Source organism: Corynebacterium sp. HMSC06G04 (assembly GCF_001807365.1).
Lineage (GTDB): Bacteria > Actinomycetota > Actinomycetes > Mycobacteriales > Mycobacteriaceae > Corynebacterium > Corynebacterium simulans.
This window is the reverse complement of record NZ_KV788623.1, coordinates 276,630-293,410: the sequence shown is the minus strand read 5'-3', so window position 1 is coordinate 293,410 and position 16,781 is coordinate 276,630. Positions and strand designations below refer to the sequence as shown.

General features: G+C 58.9%; 14 protein-coding genes, 1 pseudogene and 1 riboswitch. Of the genes and pseudogenes, 4 read left to right on the top strand and 11 right to left on the bottom strand.

What is annotated here, in order from left to right; genetic code table 11:
- Positions 1-263: 263 nt before the first annotated feature.
- The 4 genes from HMPREF3158_RS10635 to gndA all read right to left on the bottom strand — a co-directional run bounded on the left by HMPREF3158_RS10635 (position 264) and on the right by gndA (position 5,021).
- Positions 264-1,121, bottom strand: a complete 858-nt coding sequence (locus tag HMPREF3158_RS10635; RefSeq protein ID WP_061922558.1) for a VWA domain-containing protein — start codon at positions 1,119-1,121, stop codon at positions 264-266.
- Positions 1,122-1,192: 71 nt separating this feature from the next.
- Entirely contained in the window at positions 1,193-2,056 is an 864-nt protein-coding gene (locus tag HMPREF3158_RS10630) for a hypothetical protein (protein ID WP_061922555.1), read from the bottom strand.
- Positions 2,056-3,456 carry a DEAD/DEAH box helicase gene (locus HMPREF3158_RS10625; protein WP_062034990.1) on the bottom strand — a complete coding sequence of 467 codons (1,401 nt, stop codon included), beginning with the start codon at positions 3,454-3,456 and terminating at the stop codon, positions 2,056-2,058. The genes HMPREF3158_RS10630 and HMPREF3158_RS10625 overlap by 1 nt, the downstream gene beginning before the upstream one ends.
- A gap of 119 nt (positions 3,457-3,575) precedes the next feature.
- Entirely contained in the window at positions 3,576-5,021 is a 1,446-nt protein-coding gene (gene gndA, locus HMPREF3158_RS10620; protein ID WP_062034992.1) for an NADP-dependent phosphogluconate dehydrogenase, read from the bottom strand.
- 43 nt (positions 5,022-5,064) lie between these two features.
- Here gndA and HMPREF3158_RS10615 point away from each other — a divergent pair, with 43 nt between their 5' ends.
- Entirely contained in the window at positions 5,065-5,526 is a 462-nt protein-coding gene (locus tag HMPREF3158_RS10615) for a PaaI family thioesterase (RefSeq protein ID WP_235591039.1), read from the top strand.
- 52 nt (positions 5,527-5,578) lie between these two features.
- On the opposite strand, the gene corA is transcribed toward HMPREF3158_RS10615, so the two are convergent.
- Complete coding sequence (corA, locus tag HMPREF3158_RS10610; RefSeq protein ID WP_061922546.1) at positions 5,579-6,652, bottom strand: magnesium/cobalt transporter CorA; 1,074 nt, start codon at positions 6,650-6,652, stop codon at positions 5,579-5,581.
- Positions 6,653-6,760: 108 nt separating this feature from the next.
- Here corA and HMPREF3158_RS10605 point away from each other — a divergent pair, with 108 nt between their 5' ends.
- Positions 6,761-7,360, top strand: a complete 600-nt coding sequence (locus HMPREF3158_RS10605) for a class I SAM-dependent DNA methyltransferase (RefSeq protein WP_062034994.1) — start codon at positions 6,761-6,763, stop codon at positions 7,358-7,360.
- 27 nt (positions 7,361-7,387) lie between these two features.
- On the opposite strand, the gene thiD is transcribed toward HMPREF3158_RS10605, so the two are convergent.
- From thiD to HMPREF3158_RS10590, 3 genes are all read right to left on the bottom strand, one after another.
- The gene (thiD, locus tag HMPREF3158_RS10600) at positions 7,388-8,230 is read right to left on the bottom strand and encodes a bifunctional hydroxymethylpyrimidine kinase/phosphomethylpyrimidine kinase (RefSeq protein ID WP_062034996.1); all 843 of its coding nucleotides are present in this window, start codon (positions 8,228-8,230) and stop codon (positions 7,388-7,390) included.
- Positions 8,218-8,315, bottom strand: a riboswitch (TPP riboswitch). (Overlaps the previous gene by 13 nt.)
- Before the next feature lie 178 nt (positions 8,316-8,493).
- A complete protein-coding gene (locus HMPREF3158_RS10595; RefSeq protein WP_062034998.1) occupies positions 8,494-9,036 on the bottom strand; it encodes a CAP domain-containing protein in 543 nt (180 codons plus the stop codon).
- Positions 9,037-9,216: 180 nt separating this feature from the next.
- Entirely contained in the window at positions 9,217-10,557 is a 1,341-nt protein-coding gene (locus tag HMPREF3158_RS10590; RefSeq protein ID WP_062035000.1) for an NAD(P)/FAD-dependent oxidoreductase, read from the bottom strand.
- Positions 10,558-10,755: 198 nt separating this feature from the next.
- Here HMPREF3158_RS10590 and HMPREF3158_RS10585 point away from each other — a divergent pair, with 198 nt between their 5' ends.
- Entirely contained in the window at positions 10,756-12,069 is a 1,314-nt protein-coding gene (locus HMPREF3158_RS10585) for a class I SAM-dependent methyltransferase (protein ID WP_070498480.1), read from the top strand.
- Here the strand turns inward: HMPREF3158_RS10585 and HMPREF3158_RS10580 are convergent.
- Positions 12,066-14,987 carry an FAD-binding and (Fe-S)-binding domain-containing protein gene (locus tag HMPREF3158_RS10580; RefSeq protein WP_070498479.1) on the bottom strand — a complete coding sequence of 974 codons (2,922 nt, stop codon included), beginning with the start codon at positions 14,985-14,987 and terminating at the stop codon, positions 12,066-12,068. The genes HMPREF3158_RS10585 and HMPREF3158_RS10580 overlap by 4 nt on opposite strands.
- 106 nt (positions 14,988-15,093) lie before the next feature.
- On the opposite strand from HMPREF3158_RS10580, the pseudogene HMPREF3158_RS13225 reads away from it, so the two are divergent.
- A pseudogene (locus tag HMPREF3158_RS13225) lies at positions 15,094-15,327 on the top strand (hypothetical protein); the annotation flags it as partial.
- Positions 15,328-15,663: 336 nt separating this feature from the next.
- Here the strand turns inward: HMPREF3158_RS13225 and HMPREF3158_RS10570 are convergent.
- Together HMPREF3158_RS10570 and HMPREF3158_RS12615 are read right to left on the bottom strand one after the other, a co-directional pair.
- Positions 15,664-16,362 carry a YceI family protein gene (locus tag HMPREF3158_RS10570; protein ID WP_062035006.1) on the bottom strand — a complete coding sequence of 233 codons (699 nt, stop codon included), beginning with the start codon at positions 16,360-16,362 and terminating at the stop codon, positions 15,664-15,666.
- A gap of 6 nt (positions 16,363-16,368) precedes the next feature.
- Entirely contained in the window at positions 16,369-16,710 is a 342-nt protein-coding gene (locus tag HMPREF3158_RS12615; RefSeq protein WP_235591278.1) for a hypothetical protein, read from the bottom strand.
- Positions 16,711-16,781: the final 71 nt, after the last annotated feature.

Genomic DNA, 16,781 nt, shown 5'->3' with positions numbered 1-16,781 from the left:
CCGCAACACCCCTACCAACAAGCCGCTCTCAGCAGAACGGGCTAGTAAGGCACTAGCTCTAGGTGCACCGCAGCCGGATCTCTAAATGGTGAGGACGCGACGTAAAAGCTGTGCTTGATGTATAGCGATGATGTTGGTGTTACGCGACCTCACCATCTGATCCTCACCATTTGGACTTCACCATTTGGACCTCACCATTTGCAGCGAAAGACGGAGACGCTACGGGGGGAGGCCCCGAGGTGGCGTAAGGCCAGCAACGGCGATTAAACTCCTGCGGCTTGATTTAGGGCTTTCTCGAGGGCGGACTGGTCGGCAGGGTCGGTGACTTCGGTGAAGGAATCGGCGGCGTCGTCAAGCACTGCGTCTTTTTCCCCGGGGCCAATATGCACGACGGAAAGCGAGACGTTGTCGCTCTTGGCATCGGCGAGAGCTTGCTGGAAAGTTGGATCATCCATGTCTTGGGCCGTACCGGTGGTAACGAGCAGAACCTTGGCCTTTTGCTCGGTGCCTGCGGCTTGGTCGGCTGCGTTTGCCACCGCTGCGGTCACGGCGCTGCGGGTCTGCGGAACGCCGCCGGTTCCAAACTGCTGCAGGGCAAAGGCCACTGGGGCGGCCTCCCCATAGCCGATATTCTGGCGGTAGCCCACCGTCGCGGTCTCAGACAGTGGGGAAGAATAGTTCCACAGGCCTACCAAACCAGACTTTTCGCCAAGCGCGTTGGCGGTGTTGCCCAAGGCCTGCGTTACCTGGTTGAAATACGGTGCCAGACCCTCGGAGGTATCGAGGAGAACCAGGGTATTTTCGGCGAACGTGGCAGGCTTATTTTCCTCTGGTTGCTTCTCCGCGGAAGAAGGAGCGCTTTCTGAAGACTCAGGCGCAGAGCTTGCGGCGGCGCTGCTTTCTGCTTGCTCATCGCGCGCGGCAGCATCAGAAATTGCTGCGCCTGATTCCTCGGCTGGCTCTACTGCGGAAGACGCTGCTGCAGTGGCGGTCGAGGCGTCATCGTTGCCGCGGAAAAGGAAATAGGCGCCGACGGCGAGTGCGAGGATCAACGCTGCAAGGAGGGCCAATACCCAGCCTGCCACTGCGAATGTGTTTTTGCCGTTGGAATGTCTTGCCACGAAAGTTCCTTCCACACTGGGGCGGTAATAGCCGTTCTCACAACCGGATATCGAGCCTTAAGGAGGCCACATTAACGGTTGCTAATTGTAGCCGCCATGGCTTCGTCAACAATGGCGACAAGCCGTTGACGCAATGGTTTGGCTTTCTGGGCTAGCCCGCGCTGGCGCTCCACATATTCCGCCTTGCCGGCCGCGGTCTCGATTGGGACCACGCCGAAGCCCCAGCCACGGCAATCATAAGGTGAGGCCTCCATGTCGAGTGTTCTGGCTTCGATGGCAAGTTCCAGCGTTTCGATGAACAGTTCGCCTGGAACCAGCGGGCCGAGTTTCCAGGCCCACTTGTAAAGGTCCATCGTGGCGTGGACGCAGCCGGCCTGGTCGCTGTCTGGTTGGCCCTCACGGGTCAAGACCGTGAGGTTGAGCGGGCGCGCAGGCTCCGTGAAAAATCGGAAAGCATCATAGTGCGTGCAGCGAATGCGATGGGATTCCACTACCTCGTTGGTGCGTTCGGCACCAAGGCGTAGCGGCAGGTTATGGCGCGGTGAGTCCGTCTTGTAGACCATGGCCCACTCATGTAGCCCGAAGCAATCGAACTGAGCCGGATTCGTGGTTGTTTTAGCCATCAGGTTGCGGATATAAGTGATGGAATCGCCCCGCCGTGCCCAGAAGTTTCCCAGGTCAAGGGTTACGCCTTGCTCTGTGCGATGGTAGTCGCGCCATTCCTCATGCGGGATCGTGCCCGGCGTGCCGGCGAGCGTGACGTTAAAGCCAGGGTGCCAACGGCGCAAATGCGAGGGACGCACCGGATAGTACTCGAAGAGGAAGTCATAAACCGGGTGATAGTCACCGGGATGGCGGAACTGGGCTAGCAGCTCGTTGGCGCGGGAGACGTGGGCGTCATGCCGTGTCCGCCACTCCTGCTCAGTCAGCAGCATTAGCGCTGACCACCACCTCGGCGGCGAGAGCCACCTGGCTTTCCGTTGCGGGAGCGGTAGCCCTTGCCGTTGCTCGAGGCTCTGCGGTCTGTAGAGTTGCGGCCCGAGCCCTTCTTCGGCTGATTAGGCTTACCCTGCGAGCCTTTCCGGGATCCAACCGGCTTTTTCTTCCCGCCTTGCTGGGAAGATGCATTCTGATTCGGTGGAGGAAGGGGGCTACCGCTTGGCTTACGCGCGCCGGTGATCTTGGCTAGCTCTGGGGCACCGGCGGGGGTGGGGCGATCGCTGAGATCGAGTTCTGCTGCCGCAACGCCGGCCTTCTTGATGAGCTTGGCAACTTCCTCACGCTGTTGGTCCATAACTAGTGTCACCACGGCACCTGATTCGCCGCCGCGCGCGGTACGGCCAGCACGGTGCAGATAAGCCTTGTGCTCAGCTGGTGGGTCAACGTGGACGACAAGGGAAACGTTCGCGATGTCGATGCCTCGGGCAGCGATATCGGTAGCCACGAGCACCGGCACGGATCCGTCGGCGAAGCCCTCAATCGCCTTGGTGCGTGCACCCTGGCCCTTATCGCCGTGCAGTGGAAATGCATTGATGCCCACACGGCGCAGCTTCTTGGCTTGGCGGTCGACGCCATGCTTGGTGCGCATGAACATGATCGTCTTGCCCTCACGTGCGGCGATTCGCACGACGACGTCGTTTCGCGCGTCGCGGTCGCCCACGAATACCAGGTGGTGTTCCATCGTGTCCACGGCAGCCTCAACAGGCGCAGTGGAGTGTGTTACTGGGGAGTGCATGAACTGGCGCACCAGCTTGTCCACGTCTCCGTCCAGCGTGGCAGAAAACAGCAAGCGCTGGCCGTCGGCAGGCGTGAGCTTTAAAAGCTTGCGCACCTGCGGCAGGAAGCCCATGTCCGCCATGTGGTCAGCCTCATCGAGCGCTGTGATGGAGACGTCCTCCAAGGAGAGCTTGCCCTGGTTGATGAGGTCCTGTGCACGGCCCGGCGTGGCAACCAAAAGGTCGACGGGACGTGCCAGAGAACGGATGTGATGATTGATGTTCACGCCGCCGACCACGGAAAGCACGCGCAGGCCCAAGGCATTAGCTGGGTCGTTGAGGCGCTCGTGGATCTGGGTGGCAAGCTCGCGGGTGGGCGCGAGCACTAAGCCGCGTGGCCGGGCAGGCTTCGAGGCGCCGGATTGAGCCAGGCGCGCGAGCATCGGCAGACCAAAGGTGAAGGTTTTGCCGGAGCCTGTCGGGCCGCGGCCAAGCACGTCCTTGCCAGCGAGCGCGTCAGGGATAGCCGCCTGCTGGATGGGAAATGGTTCGGTGATGCCCTGTTTGTTGAGGACACACACGATTTCTTGCGGTAAGCCGAGTTCGGCGAAAGTAGTCATTGCCTTAAATCTTAGTGGCCAACGCTTCTTAGACCGCAATCCAGGCAAAGCAAAAGCGCTAGGCATCCTCCGCTGAAGAAGAGAACCTAGCGCCTTGAAAGAAGGCTGAAAAAGCCTTTTTACATCTCAGTCAGGCTGCGGTCGCCGGACCACTCGATGTGGAAGGTGCCTTCCTTGTCCACGCGCTTGAAGGTGTGCGCACCGAAGAAGTCACGCTGACCCTGAATCAGCGCAGCCGGCAGACGCTCAGCGCGTAGGCTGTCGTAGTAGGACAGGGAAGAGGCGAATACCGGCACCGGCAGACCCATCTGGGTTGCGGCAACGACAACGCGACGCCACGGAGCGATGAGTTCGGCGAGCTCGCCCTTGAAGTATGGGTCGAGGATGAGAGCAGGCAGCTGCGGGTTGGTGTCATAAGCCTCGCGGATGCGATCCAGGAACTTCGCGCGGATGATGCAGCCGCCGCGCCAGATGGTGGCAAGATCGCGTGGGTCAACGTCCCAACCGAACTGCTCGGAGCCAGCCTTGATCTCATCGAAGCCCTGCGAGTACGCGATGAGCTTGGAGGCGTAAAGGGCACGGCGTACGTCCTCGATGAACGCCTGCTTGTCGACATCCGAGGGGATGAGGCCTGCTGGCAGCTCACCGTCTTGCGCAGCTGCGCGCTGAGTAGCAGAAGAAGACAGTGCGCGGGCGAAGACTGCCTCTGCGATGGCGGTGACTGGTACGCCGAGCTCTAGGCCGTTGATGGCGGTCCAGCGGCCAGTGCCCTTTTGGCCGGCGGCGTCCAGGATGACGTCGACAAGCGGCTTGCCCGTTTCTGGATCGTTCTGTGCGAGTACCTCAGCGGTGATCTCAATCAGGTAGGAATCGAGGTCGCCGGAGTTCCATTCCTTGAATACCTCAGCGATTTCTGCCGGCTCCAAGCCCGCGCCGTAGCGCAGCAGCTGGTATGCCTCGCCGATGACTTGCATGTCGGCGTACTCGATGCCGTTGTGGACCATCTTGACGAAGTGGCCAGCACCATCCGGGCCGATGTGGGTAACGCACGGGGTGCCGTCGACTTCAGCGGCGATGGACTCGAGAATTGGGCCCAGAGTCTCCCAAGATTCAGCCGGACCACCCGGCATAATGGAAGGACCGTTGAGAGCGCCCTCTTCGCCGCCGGAGATGCCCGCGCCGACGAAGTGCTTGCCCTTGGCAGCTACTTCCTTCTCACGGCGCATTGTGTCCGTGTAGAGGGCGTTGCCGCCGTCAATGATGATGTCGCCTTCATCCATGGCTTCTGCCAGCTGGTCGATGACTGCATCGGTAGCCTTGCCCGCCTGAACCATGATGATGGCCTTGCGTGGGCGCTCGAGAGAAGCGACGAAGTCCTCGATGGTCTCGGAAGGGATAAAGTTGCCTTCAGAACCGTGCTCTTCGATGAGCTTGTGGGTCTTTTCCGGGCTGCGGTTGTAGACGGCTACGGTGTTGCCGTTGTGGGCAAAGTTGCGGGCCAAGTTGGAGCCCATAACAGCCAAGCCGACAACGCCGATGTGGGCGAGTTCAGTCTTTTCAGTCATGGGCTCTATCCTACGTCAGAGTTTGCAGCTACTCTGTCATGGCATGAGCCAAGAAAACCCAGACAAGTTTGAACTCATGGCGAAAATGGTCGCCACCGTCCAAGAACGCCCGCTTTCCGCCGAGGAACTCGCGATTTTCAACGCCCACAACCACGGCTTTGGCGAGCTGCTCGGCCTGGATTTTACTTTTGTCTCGAAGGACGAAGTACGTGCCCAGCTTGAGGTCAAGCCTGAGCACCACCAGCCGTGGGGCGTTGCCAACGGCGGCCTTTATTGCTCCATCGCGGAATCCGTGGGCTCCATTGCATCCTTCGTTGCAGCGGCTGCACCGGTCGTTGGAATCAACAACAATACTGACTTCATCCGCTCAGTGTCTGACGGAATTCTGGAAGCAGTGGCAACACCAGTACAGCTGGGTCGGCGCACTCACATCTGGTGCATTGAGATGCGCCAAGCCGGCAAACTCATTGCGCGCACGAACCTGCGCACGATGGTCAACCCATAGTGCTGCGGACCCTAGGGAATGCTGTGTACTCCCTAGGGCGTTTGTTTCAGCCCTAGAGCCAGTGGTTGCGTCGGAACCACCACCACATGACCGCGACCACGAGCACCATGACGCCTAGCGCCATGAAGTAGCCGCCGCCCCAGTGCAGTTCCGGCATGACATCGAAGTTCATGCCGTAGATGCCGGCGACCAGGGTAGGGGCAGCCCACATGCCGACCACCGCGGAGATGGTGCGCATGTCGCTGTTTTGCTGCATGGTCACCTTGGCAACGGAGGCGTCGATAAGCGAGGTTAAGCGCTCGTCGAAGCCCGCAACCTGGTCCTTGACCACAAGCTCGTGGTCGTTGACGTCGCGCAGGTAGGAACGGATCTGCTTGGAGATGAGATCCTTGTGATCATTGGTCATGGCCTTTAGCGCTACCGAAAGCGGGTCAATGGCGTGCTTCATCTCCAAGATCTCACGCTTAAACATGTAGATCCTGTCGATGTTGAACTTGGTCTGTGGGGTAAAGACCTCTTCCTCGATCTCATCGATCTCTATTGCGATGAGGCGAACGATCTCGGAGTAGCGGTCCACCAGCATATCCAGAATCTTCCAGGCCATGGCTACCGGGCCGAGCTCAACCAAGTCCTGCTCGTCCTGCACGGTGTAGGCGAGATTGGGCAGCTTAGCCGAGTGGCGCACCGTAATGATGAAGTTGTTGCCCAAAATCATCTGGACCTCACCAGTGGAGATGATCTGGCGCTTATCGGCAACCTCATCATGGTCGCGGTAGTTAACCGAGCGCGCGACGACGAAGAGCTGGTCATCATAGCGCTCCAGCTTGGGACGCTGGTGCGCCTGAACGGCGTCTTCCACAATCAGCTCGTGAATACCGAACTCGGAAGCGACCTTCGTCATCTGGGATTCATAAGGCTCATGCAGACCCACCCAAACGAATCCGCGGCCATATTCCTCGACGGTCCGGAGTGCGGAGTGAGGGGTGAACTCGCCCGGTAGTGCCTCGCCGTCGACGAAGACACGGCAGTGTTCTATCGCGCGCTCAGCTGGAACGGAGAAGGTGCGGGAGGAACTAGGAGGATCGTTTCTCTTGCGTGGCCTAAAGGGCGACGGGACAGACGGCATCGTTTCAGCCTCCTTCACTTCTATAACGTTTGCGCGCCAAAACAGGTTCGGCAGGCAGTTTTACTTAGCGGCTAAATCCTACACTGCTTAGGGCATATACTAGTTTTCATGCCTACCTGGAAAGAAGTAACCGCAGCTAACCCCGCGCACTCGGAGAATTTCGCACGCAAATGGAAGATGCTTGCTGCGCAGGGCAAAGACATCCACGGTGAAGCACGGCTTGCCGACGCCATGGTGGAACGCGGCTCTCGCATCCTCGACGCCGGCTGTGGCACGGGCCGCCTAGGCGGCGAGTTGGTGAGCCGCGGCCACACGGTGGTGGGCGTCGACGTGGACCCGATCCTGATTTCGCATGCCGAGCATGACTTTCCGGATGGCCAGTGGGTAGTCGGCGACTTGTCTGAAGACGAGATTCCCGAAGGCGACTTCGACCTAGCGGTATCTGCAGGTAACGTCATGACCTTCCTGGCAGTAGATGGCCGTGAGGCAGCCCTGCGCAATATCTACAACTCGCTGCATTCCGACGGCCGTTTTGTCGTCGGTTTTGGTGAGGGCCGCGGCTGGGCATTCGATGACTTCCTGACCTTAGCTAAGGAGGTGGGCTTCCGCGTTGATTTCCTTTTCTCCTCGTGGGATATGAAGGTCTTCAAGGAAAGCTCCACCTTCCTGGTGGCGGTTCTCACGCGCCCGGGCGCTGACCTTCTCTAAACGCGCTTGAGTAGCTGATACGAGCTGCTATGAAAGCCCTGCGAGGCGTCGCAGCATATGGCCATGGTCCACCGGGCCGTGGCCTTTTCCTACGTTTAGGGCATCCGCATTGGCAATCGCCTCGTGCAGCCAGGTGGTGGACCATTCCAGAGCCTCTGCTAGATCTTCGCCGGCGCCCAATCGTGCTGCCAGTGCCGAAGACAGTGAGCAGCCGGTGCCGTGGGTGTTCTTGGTCTCTACGCGCGGGCTCGATACCTGCACTAAGACGCCGTCCGCGCTTACAGCAGCGTTTCCTGCATCGCCGGATGGCAGGTGGCCGCCTTTGACGATGACGGCAGTGCCGGTATCAGCAGCCCAGCGCTGGGCGATGACCGTAGCCTCCTCGAAGGTCTGGGCCTGCGGAGTATCTGTGAGCACCGCGAGCTCCTTCAAGTTCGGCGTAATCACGGTGGCCTTGCTGCACAGCTGCCGCACTGCGGCCTCAGCTTGCTCGTCCAAGAGGCGATCGCCACTCGTTGCGACCATGACTGGGTCGAGAACAACCGGCGTGGAAGGTGCTAGCTGGTCTAGAAACTTTTCCACGGAGGCGGTGATATCTGCATTGCCGAGCATGCCGATCTTGACGGCGTCAACCGTGACGTCGTCAAGCACTGCGTCCAACTGGGCCTGTAGGAACTCCAGCGGCGGCGTGTGCACCGAGCGCACGCCCTGCGTATTTTGCGCCACCAGCGCCGTTACCACGGACATGCCATAAGCACCCGCAGCCATAAACGCCTTCAAGTCCGCTTGGACGCCGGCGCCGCCTGTCGGATCGGTGCCCGCAATGGTCAATACGCGCGGCAAACTACCCCGTGGATGAGAATTCTCCACAACTATCCCTTCGCTAGTGCTAACTAAGTGCAGGTTCTAAGGGTCTAATCTCAGCCGCAGGCCTGCGGCACCCCTTGTTGTAGAAGTGAGATTAACAAAGACTGGGAGTGCACGAAGGCGGTTTGCCTAGTTTATCGGCAGGTAGTGCGTTGGAGGCCCCGTCTATTATCACGCAATGTTGCGGAGTTCAGATGCATCGACAAAAGAAGAGTCCAGCTCCCACGGCGTTGTGGGAGCTGGACAATGCATCAACCTAATGCGGACTATGCCCTAGTATTCGGTACTGCAACGTCAGAGATTTTTTGAACAATGACTTTCTGGCCCTTGAATTTGCCGCTCTTCATGATAGCTACGCCATGGCCTGCGTGCTTGGCATCGTCAGCGCGCATGTTGGCGCGGTGGCCGCTGGAATTGTGCCAGCTGTTCCAGACGGCTTCGGACACATCATTGGTCATGATGATCGCAATGTTTTCGCGTTCATTGAACTTAGGGTCGTGGTAGAACTGGCCGGTCTCAGCAAGATAGTTTGCCCACTCCTGAGCGCGCTGATCCATCGTGCTGGAGCGCTGTACCGCCTCCAAACCATACTTTGCGCGGTACTTGTTGAGCTCGTTGAAGACGCGGGTTTGATCTGCAGCCACGTTGAAGTTTCCGTTGCTAGGGCTCGTAACCGAGGGATTGCCCGGCTGCGGTGCATTGGAGCTAGAGCCCACTGAACCGCCGGTGAAAATACCGACGAGAGTCAGGATGAGAGTGAGAAGGCCGGCCAGAATCTGCGGGACCATGTTGAGCAAGGAAGTAGGCATAGAGAACCGTCCTTGTAAGGAGAGAAGGGGTAGATACATTTCTCATATAACCACCCGTCACGCGTCTTCGGACGTGGTTCCGCAGAAACGAGATCAAGGACACAAAATCCCCCGCACACCAGGTGGTTTGGTGGTTGTGCGGGGGATAGCTGCAACAGTTAGAACAGCGACTATTTGGGCCTACTTGTTCTTGTTGATGAAGTTGCGAGCGATGCGCTGCTGCTCGGTGATTTCGAGGTTGCCGCGGTCGCGGGAGATCATGTTCTGGATCCAGTTCACCGCGACGGTGGTGCGGTTGCGGAAGCCAAGGACGTACATGATGTGCAGTCCCATCCAGGAAACCCAAGCCGGGAAGCCATCGAACTCGGTCTTGCCCATCTTCACAACCGCGTTGAAGCGGGAGATGACGGCCATGGAGCCCTTGTCGAAGTACTCGAATGCCTCGCGCTCGTTGGCGGTGGACTCCTCGTCGACCTTTGCCTTGATGAGCTTGGCCACGTGTGCGCCACCCTGGATCGCAACCTGTGCCACGCCAGGCAGGCGGTTCAGGGAGATCATGTCGCCGACCATGTAGACGTTGGAGTGCTGGCCCACGGTCAGATCATCATTAACGGAGACACGGCCAGCGCGGTCTGCTTCGACGCCTGCCTGGTCAGCAACCATCTTGCCCAGTGGGGAAGCGGCCACACCGGCGGACCAAATCTTGGTTGCGCCCTCAATGGTGACGACTTCGTCGTTCTTCATGTTCTTGTAAGTGACGGCGTCCTCGGTGACGTCAGTGACCATGGCATTCAGACGCACATCGACGCCAAGACGCTCCAGGGTGCGCTGCGCCTTGCGGCCCAGGCGCTTGCCGAATGGCGGAAGAACCTGCGGTGCGCCATCAAGCAGGTAGATCTTGGCGCTGGTGGTGCCGTAGTTGGAGTACTGGTCACGCAGAGTGCGGTTAGCCAGCTCGGCGATCTGGCCGGTCAACTCAACACCAGTTGGGCCGGCGCCGACGATGACGAAGGTCAGGAGACGCTCGCGCTCAGCTGGGTCGTCAACGAACTCGGCCTTTTCGAAGGCGGAGACGATTCGGGAACGCAGCTCCAGTGCGTCATCCAGGGTCTTCATACCCGGAGCGAACTCAGCGAAGTGATCGTTGCCGAAGTAGGACTGTCCAGCGCCAGCGGCGACGACGAGGGAATCGTAGGCGAAGGTACGCTGGAAGCCCTCCAGCTCAGCGGTAACGGTCTGGCCTTCCAGGTTGATGTCGGTGACTTCGCCGTTGACGAAGTGAGCGTTGGCCTGGTTGCGCAGTAGCTGACGGGTGGAAGGAGCAATCTCGCCGGCGGAAATCATGCCGGTGGCTACCTGGTACAGCATCGGCTGGAAAAGGTGATGGTTCTTCTTATCAATCAGGGTGATCTCAACGTCAGCGTACTTCAGCTGCTGAACTGCATTGAGGCCGCCGAAGCCGGCGCCGATGACGACTACATGGTGGCGTCCGCCTGCAGGGCGGTAAGGGGTTTCAGCCATAGTGGGGAGATACCTTCCTAAGAAAGCGAAAAGTTTTGTACCGAATCAGTCTAAACCCTAGTCACCGTACATGCATACTTTATGTAGGCTAAACAGCTCCTTCTTCGGCATGGCGGCGCATCTAGGTGGGCTTTTCACACTAGGGTTAATTGGAAGCCTTCGTGCACGTAGACGTTTGCCAAGGAGAAAACCGGACCAATGGGTGATTTTCCACATCTAGCCACCATCGATGCCAATCAGTGGCCGAGCGTAGCGACGCTTCCGGCGGTGAGCTTTGCACGTTTTAAAGCCCGGCGTGCGGAGGCGGAATTCGCCAAGGCCTGTGATCTCGCGGAGTTGGATCTGGATCCTGAATCTAAGGCAGAGGGCGGACCAGACCTTTCCGTGTTGCACGACGCCCTCTTCATTCGCATCGCAGCCACCGGCTGGCTTGGCTTTGCGGAATCTTATCTGGCGGGCGAGTGGACCACCGCTGACTCTGACAAGCTGGTCAAGGTATTGCGTGGACTGCTGCGTGCGAATTATCGCCCGAAGGCGCGCGAGCTCGACGTCGAGCATTCCACCCCGGGTGAGTTACCCGTGGAATTGGTGCGTCTTTATGCCGGTGATGGCTATACCCATTCGGGCGGCATCTTTGCCAGCGGCGTTCCCACGACAGTCCGAGAGGCGGTGCCTAGCTTTAGTCCACAGGCTGGCCGCAAGGAACCTAAGGAGCACTTCGTTGACGTCACGCACGTTAGTGAGCCGACTGCGGTGGACCGTACCGATCTAAAGGATGGCCAAAAGCGTGCTGCGCAGTGGCTTCTCGACGCCACGCGCACCGGCGCCGGCACTCATCTGCTGGTTTATCCCGCAGCCGGAATGAATGTGGCTGTCGAAGCAGTCAACAGGCGGGCGACGGTGGATGTGCTGACTGCCGACGCCGAGCAAGTCGAGGACTTCAACGAAACCCTAGTGCTCGAGGGCGCAGCAGATTCGGTACAGGTTCAGCAGATCGATGACACCGTGCCGCATCCGAAACAATGGCGTGGTCGCTACGACGCGATCATCAGCGTGGAAAAGCTAGAGCTGCTTACGCCTGCAGAGCGCAAGCGCTTCGTGGGGATTCTGGATCGCTCTCTGATCCCAGAGGGCAGGGTCGCGCTCGCCTCGACTTTTGCTACCGAGACGATGACCCCGGCTGCCCGCTCGGCGTTACAGGTACTGCGCGCCTATGTCTGGCCCGGTCTGGATTACCCAACGCTCGAGGAAACGCACAAGCTTTTCGACCGCAACTCGAATCTGCGCATCGTCGCGCAGACGCACGTGGGCGGTCACTACGTGGAATCGCTACGCGAGCAGCGCAGCTATTTCGATGGTCATCTACGCGAAGCCGCGGCGGCAGGTTTCGATCCTGTGTTCCGCCGCCTGTGGACTTTCCAGTTTGCGTTGCGCCAGGCTTTGCTGGAGCTTGGCCAGGTGGATGCCGTGCAGCTCACGGCCACCCACCGCCACCGTGGTGGCCGCCGTTAAGGCGTGACCACTGGGCGCGAAGCCCGCTCGAGCAGTACCGCGATTGAGTCGTAGGCCTTGCCGGAGATCATCTCCAGGCCCATCTCACAGGTGCGGTTGTCGGAGACGAAGGCATCGAAGTCTTCCGCCTCCAGGCTGGCTCGCTCCTCACGGGTGGCAGATTCCACCAGCTCCGGGTGCAGCATGACGCGGTCACCAGCGGAGCCGCAACACATGGCGCCCTCTGGCACCTTGGCTTCGCCGCAGAGTCCGGCCAAGGCAACGAGGTCATCGCTGATACCCATGTGGTGGGTAGAACACGTCGGATGTACTGCGATCCTGCCCATAGAGTGCACGATCGGCAGGTGAGGGGCCACTTCATCGCGCAGCCATTCCACAACATCCATGATGCGCAGCTGATTCCACAATTTTAGCTCGGCGTCGGAAAGCTCTTCTGGCACGTTGTCGAGCAAGCCATGAGTGCAGCTGGCGGCGTCGACAATGATCGGCAGTGCGCCCTCGTCGGACCACTGCCAGAGATCGCGCACGATCTTGGTGGCTTGGTAGGTAAAACCCTCCTTATAGCCCTTGGATGACCACGGGGTGCCGCAGCAATCGCCGGCTACGTCGTTTGGAATCCACACCGGCTGTCCCGAGCGCCGCCCGAGCTCCACGACGGCGCGCGGTAGATCAACGGAGTCTGGGGCTGCGCCGGCCGGACGACCAAAGATGCGGTTGATGCAGGCAGGGAAGTAGAGCGCCTGCGCGCCCTCGCGGGGTGTCTCCGGTAGGCGAGAGGCGCCCTTTGGAAGAGGCCCCGGAACGGTGGGCAGAAGGTCGGGCGAGACCACGTTGCGAGCCATGTTGGTGCCCAGTTCGAGTGGCTTGTGCGGGATCTTATTGGCAGAGATGACACCGGCACGGGCGAGCTTTTCGACGACCTCCCAGCGCTGGGCGGTGCTCAGTGCGACCTTTTCTGCCTTTGGTCCTGCTTCCTGCTTGCGCAGCTGCTTCATCACAGCACCGGTGTCGATGCTGATCGGGCAGGGAATGGAGCAGGTGCCATCGGCGGCGCACATGTCTACTGCGTCGTACTGGTATTCCTCCTGCAACCTGCGCAATACTTCGGAACCTTCTGGTTGGCGAGCCATCTCGCGGCGCAAGAGGATGCGCTGGCGTGGTGTCACAGTAGCGTGGCGCGAGGGACAAACGGGCTCGCAGAAGCCACACTCCACGCAGGGGTTGATGGTGTCTTCGACCTTGGGGAAGGACTTGAAGTTTTTCAAATGGACCGAGTTGTCGCGCGTGAGCTTCACATTTGGCGCAAGGATTCCGTGCGGGTCAAGCATCTCTTTGACCTCCCAGAACAGTTCGAAAGCCTCGGGGCCCCATTCGTGCTCGAGGAAGGGAGCCATGTTGACTCCGGTGCCGTGCTCGGCCTTCATCGATCCCTGGTATTTGTCGATGACCAGCTCGGCCAATTCATCCAAGAAGTTGGCGTAGGCTTCGCGCTCTTCTTCGATGTCGAAGCGAGGGGTAAGGAAGAAGTGAAGGTTACCAAAGGCCGCGTGCCCCATGACAGACTCCGGATAGCCGTATTTGTGCTGTAAGTCCAGCAGATCTGCTGCGGCATTGCCAACCTCTGCCGGCGGGAAGCAGACGTCTTCGGTGATATAAGTGGTGCCGTTGGGGCGGTCGGCGCCGAGCAGGCCGTAAAGACCGTTGCGCAGTTCCCAGGCGCCGCGCATGCCTTCGGCAGTGGTCTCGAATTCGACTGGGCGTAGCAAAGGCGCGTCCTTGAGGACGTCTTGCAGCCTTTCCATGGCGTCATGAAGATCGTCTTCGTTAGCACCGCCGACCTCCACCAGCAGCGCCGCTGCATCGTCGTCGAGGTCTTTCCAGGAAGCTGGCGCGTGCGAGTAGTGCTCGGCAGAGCGACGCATGACTGGTGCCACGAGCAGTTCGCAGGCCTCGGCGCCTGCCTCCATGATGGGGTGCACGAAATTCGCGGCATCACGCAGGTTCGGTAGCTCAACCCAAGTCGTGGCTTTGACCGTGGGGAGCTTGACGGTTTTCATTACCGATTCAACGATGGCGCCAAAGATGCCCTCGGAGCCGACCATGAGACGTTTCAAGATATGGACTGGCTCGTCCTCGTCTAAGAATGCATCGATGCGCAAGCCATTGGTGTTACGGATGGAGAACTTCTTGCGCAGGAACTGAACCATCTTTTCGTCAGCACGCAGGCGATCCCGGAAGGCGAGAAGAGCTGCGTGCAATTCGGGCTCTTGCGCCTTGAACGCGGCGTCGCCGCGCGCCGTGTCCACGATGGTGCCAGACGGCAGTACGAAGACTAGCTCTTCGACGCAGTGGTAACTGTCGCGTTCCAAAGAACAGCGCATACCGCCGGAGTTATCCGCTAGGACGCCGCCGATGGTGCATACGGAAGTAGAGCCTGGGTCTGGTCCCAGCATGAAGCCGTGGCGCCCAAGCACCGCCTGCGCATCTCCCAGGATTACGCCCGGGCGCGACCATAGCTTGGTGCCGCCGTCCCGAATTTCCATTCCGGAGAAGTGGCGCTTGATGTCTACCAGAATGTCATCGGACATCGCTTGGCCGTTAAGGGAGGTTCCCGCCGCGCGGAAGGTCATGTGGCGGCCGTTGTTGTGGCAATAGCGCATCAATGCGGCGAGATCCTGCGCGCTACGTGGAGATACAACAATTTGGGGGATGGAGTGATACGGACCAGCGTCGGAAGAGAAGCGAACGAGATCACTCAGACGCCCGTGCACGTTGGCTTCACCAACGATAGCCTCCATGTCTTTGATAAGCGGCAGGGGAGAGCCGTTGGTGAATTTCGGGGGCACAGCGTCGGCCTGGCTGATAGCCCCGGCCGGGCGGGAAATTTTTGTGGAGTCGGGTGAAAGGAGCTTCTTCATACATTAAAAGTAGCGGTATATATCTATTAACCGATAGTAAGTGTTACCTAACGTGCAGGAGATGGGGTTTCTAGCCAAACAGTGGTGACTTTCGTGGCTGCACATGCAGAACTCTGGTCTGGCTTCAGCATTGGCGCTTCAGTTCTTTACGCCGGAGGCTGCGTTGCCTGGCGTCGTTGCTGCGGTGTGGGCGAACATTACTGGCGCTGTGATCGCGGCGCTGGTTCGCCGCAAGCCTTTGGCGGGAGACAGCGGACCCGGAGGTGATGCCGAGACTGTCAGTGAGTCTGACTCTAGCGCCCGGCGGGAGGCAGACGAGGTTTCTGTGCCTGCCGGTTAGATGGGAGATTGGCCAGCCCAATCTAAAATGACATAATGTACATTATCGGACATTTATCAATATAGATAAACGCGATCGCCCGCCATTTTCGCGGTTGTCCGGCATACACTTACACCACCGTTTAAAGTAACTGTGACTTTAAGCGGTGGTGTTTCCGTTACTGGCGTTTGTATGCGTTAAACAATTGGAACCCCGTCAGACATCCCAATAAGACTGCAACGCCGAGCAACAACCACATCTGTTGGATGCCGACGAATATGGCAAAGCCAATCAACACTACGAGCCTGAACCAGATGATCGGAATCAGATGTTTGGAGTTCATCACTATCTGATTTTCTACTTCTCGAGCGTTACACGGATATTAACTTCGCCTTCTTCGGCGATCTTTGCGGCGATTAGTTCTGGGGTCTCAATTCCATAATCCAGTCGGTTCACCGGAATGTTGCCGCCCAGGACAATCGTCTTGCCGTCACGGACAACGTCAAAATCTTCACTAACCTTCTTCGTCTTGTCCTTAATAGTAAGCTCGCCCGTCAGTGTCACCTTGGCCAACGAGCCGTCCTCAGGAACGTTCGACAAGTCAGCGGGCTCCGTCAGCTTGAAGCTGGCCTCCGGGTACTCGCGCGTGATGAAGAGCTTGTCCTTCATATTCTGGTCACGGACCTTCTTATCCGTGGTCAGGCTGGTCATATCGACAACGATTGTGCCTTCTTCAACCTTTTGGTCCTTAATTACGGCCTGACCTTCAACTTCCTTGGTGGAACCCGAGGTGCGGGTTTTCTCAGCAGGTAGGATTTCGTCGATGCTGAAGCCAACTGAGGTGAAATTATGCGGCGTACCAGCGATAACGTGCCATTTGCCGTCTAGTTCAGTGCTTGCTGGCTTGGTATGTGTGGCGTCGACAGGCTTGGTCTCTACGCCACGGCCCATGTAGATCGAGTAAAACAGCGGGCCAAGCGCCACCAAGGTTGCAATGAGGATCAGCACCACGAAAATGGAGATGACCAGCTTGCGGTTACGTAGAAGTTTCTGCATTTGTCCTTATCTCAATTCCTCGAGCCGACGTGCCAGAGTGACAAGCTCCGTGCATAGCTGTTGAAGCTCTTTAGCGTCCGCGCCTTCCTGTGCGGCAATCCCGATGTCCTCTGCGGAGCAACGCAGCTCAAACAGGCCGTCGCGAAGCGCGTCAGCGCGTTCGGGCGTCATGATGACAGCGTCTTTCGGAATCGAGGTTCCAGAGACGTTGTTGCGCTGCTCGTATGCTCGTTGTTTGCAAGATGGGCTGCAGAATTTACGAGGGCGTCCACGCCCTCCTTGCGGGATCTCCTTGCCGCACCATTGGCATGTGGCTTGGGCGCGGTCGCGGGTAGCTTGACGGATCACCTGATACACCTTAGTCCATTTATCCCGGGGTGGGAACAAACCCGCGGAGTACTTCGTTATACTGTTAGTTT